This window comes from uncultured Candidatus Kuenenia sp., from assembly GCF_900696675.1.
Classification (GTDB): domain Bacteria; phylum Planctomycetota; class Brocadiia; order Brocadiales; family Brocadiaceae; genus Kuenenia; species Kuenenia stuttgartiensis_A.
Window position 1 is genome coordinate 1 of the sequence record NZ_CAADGZ010000241.1, and the last position, 2,092, is coordinate 2,092.

Below are 2,092 nucleotides of genomic sequence, written 5' to 3' on the forward strand. Positions count from 1 at the left end.
ATGAAGCAAGATCACTGGTACGTCAAATTTTTATGACAGATGCAGATATAATGCCGGATGAAAAGAATGGCGTCTTAAGGATAACGATTCATAACATGACAAACCCAAGGAACAACAGATATGTTCAGCAATTATGCGATGTACTTAATAGTTCCGAAACATTATTCCCAGGCACAAATCTGCGCCTTGTATATAATTTGGTATCAAATCAAATTCCACCAGATCAGGAGTTCTGAATTTAAGTCTTGCGATCCTTTGCTTTGCGGCTTTCAGCGCCTTAAATAATGACGAGTTAGTTGGTACTATTTCTGTAGCCAATTCGTGAAATACAGGTATTTATACTCAATCAGACTGGAATCACTGGTTTCTGACATGCGCATTCATTGCCTTCTATGCCCTATCGATTAGGATCAACTTGGATTATACTCAATCAAACTGAAGCCAGTGGTTTCAGTCTGATTGAGTATAGTAATTGTTACTTTGGGGATATGGTCCGCAATACACCCGTTTTAAGGTATTGACAGAATAAAAAAATTATTTATTCTACTACGGTCGTAAGCATTTATCCTTTAGCTGAAAGTGGTTTCTTTATTGCATTTTGAGGTTTATGGACTATCTATCTACGCATTAACTCATTTCTAAGAAAAAGAGACCGAATAGAACTTAAAAAGGCGTATAAAAAATAGCATCAAAGACTCATGCCGACCGAATCAGGACGATACTTCTTATTGATTCAGGATTGAGTTATGAAGAAGTGGCAAGATTAACAAACAATCAGGAATTAAGAAGAATTATACAAAAACAAAAATTATTTCAAAGGAAGAGAAAATGGAAGAAGCAAATGGGAAAAAAAGGTATCTACCGGAAAAACGAATGTAAATAATGAAGCAGCATTTATTCGAAAAGAAAGCACTCTCTGAAGTATGTGACGCTAATGGTATTCATCCAATCATGTACTATCGTTGGCTGAAGGGATTGCTGTCAAATGCCGTATACGCTTTTAGAAAATGGAAAGTCAAAGAGTGCCGGGAATGGAAGAATAAAGCGTTGGAGCTAGAGAAGAAACTTGCTCGCAAAAACGAGGTATTGTCCGAACTGATGGAGGAACACGTTGCGCTAAAAAAAGTCTTGAGGTAAACTAAAAGGCATTTGGGTAGCCCATGATACAAGAGATATGTTGGTTGATTTTGTTAATCAGTGGTCGGTAAAGGTGGAAACACCGGTTCGCCAAATGATCAGACGGGTCGGTTATCGCTGTCTAAGTTCAATGAATGGAGGACTCGTTACAGCAAAGTAAATGAGTACAACGCCTGGATACCACGTGATACGTGGCATGAAGAATAGGAAAAGAAAGTGATACTTGCTTATTATGAAACATATCCTCTTTAAGGATATCGGAGATTGGCCTTTATGATGCGGGATGCAGACATTAGCAGTAAGCCCATTAAGCGTGTACCGGGTGTTGGTGAATGCCGGTGTAATGCGGGAATGGTATAGGAAGCCCTCCAAAAAAGGAACGGGGTTTATGCCGCTTTAAGACGCAATGAACACTGGCACATAGATGTGTAGTACTTGAATATTCGTGGTACGTTTTATTATCTCTGTGCTGTTTTAGACGGTTATAGCAGACAAATAGTACATTGGGAAATCTCGTGCTAAGCCTGTCGAAGTATCGGGAGACGATGAAGGAAACGGAGGTGGAAATCATCCTGGAACGGGCTAAAGAGAAGTATCCGGATGTCAAACCAAGGATCATTTCTGACAATGGTCCACAGTTCATAGCAAAGGATTTCAAGGACTATATCCGGATAGGCGGGACGGCGCATGTTAAAACAGCACCTTTCTATCCTCAAAGTAACGGGAAAATAGAAAGGTGGCACAAAACAATTAAGCAGGAAAGTATTCACCCCTATTGCCCTGTAAACCTGCAAGATGCCCGGCGAATCGTGGATGAATTTGTTGTGTATTACAACACGAAACGATTACATAGCGCAATAGGTTATATCGCCCCGCAGGACAAATTGCTCGGACGTAAAAAAGAAATCTTTTTGGAACGAGACCGAAAATTAAGTGAAGCGCGGCAACGGCGGGC

At 40.2% G+C, this 2,092-nt stretch carries 3 protein-coding genes; all 3 read left to right on the plus strand.

Annotated features, from left to right (window positions below):
• On the plus strand, positions 1 to 236 hold a 236-nt coding region (locus tag QZT26_RS17325; protein ID WP_295103682.1), incomplete at its 5' end, for a putative transposase.
• A 646-nt stretch (positions 237 to 882) separates the two neighbouring features.
• Complete coding sequence (locus QZT26_RS17330; protein ID WP_099326629.1) at positions 883 to 1,137, plus strand: transposase; 255 nt, start codon at positions 883 to 885, stop codon at positions 1,135 to 1,137.
• Positions 1,138 to 1,682: 545 nt separating this feature from the next.
• Positions 1,683 to 2,092: integrase core domain-containing protein (locus QZT26_RS17335; protein ID WP_295103961.1), on the plus strand; the 410-nt coding region annotated here is incomplete at its 3' end.

Bases quoted from the DNA above. Each gene is read 5' to 3' on its own strand.
- QZT26_RS17330 (WP_099326629.1), top strand. From the start codon at position 883: ATGAAGCAGCATTTATTCGAAAAGAAAGCACTCTCTGAAGTATGTGAC.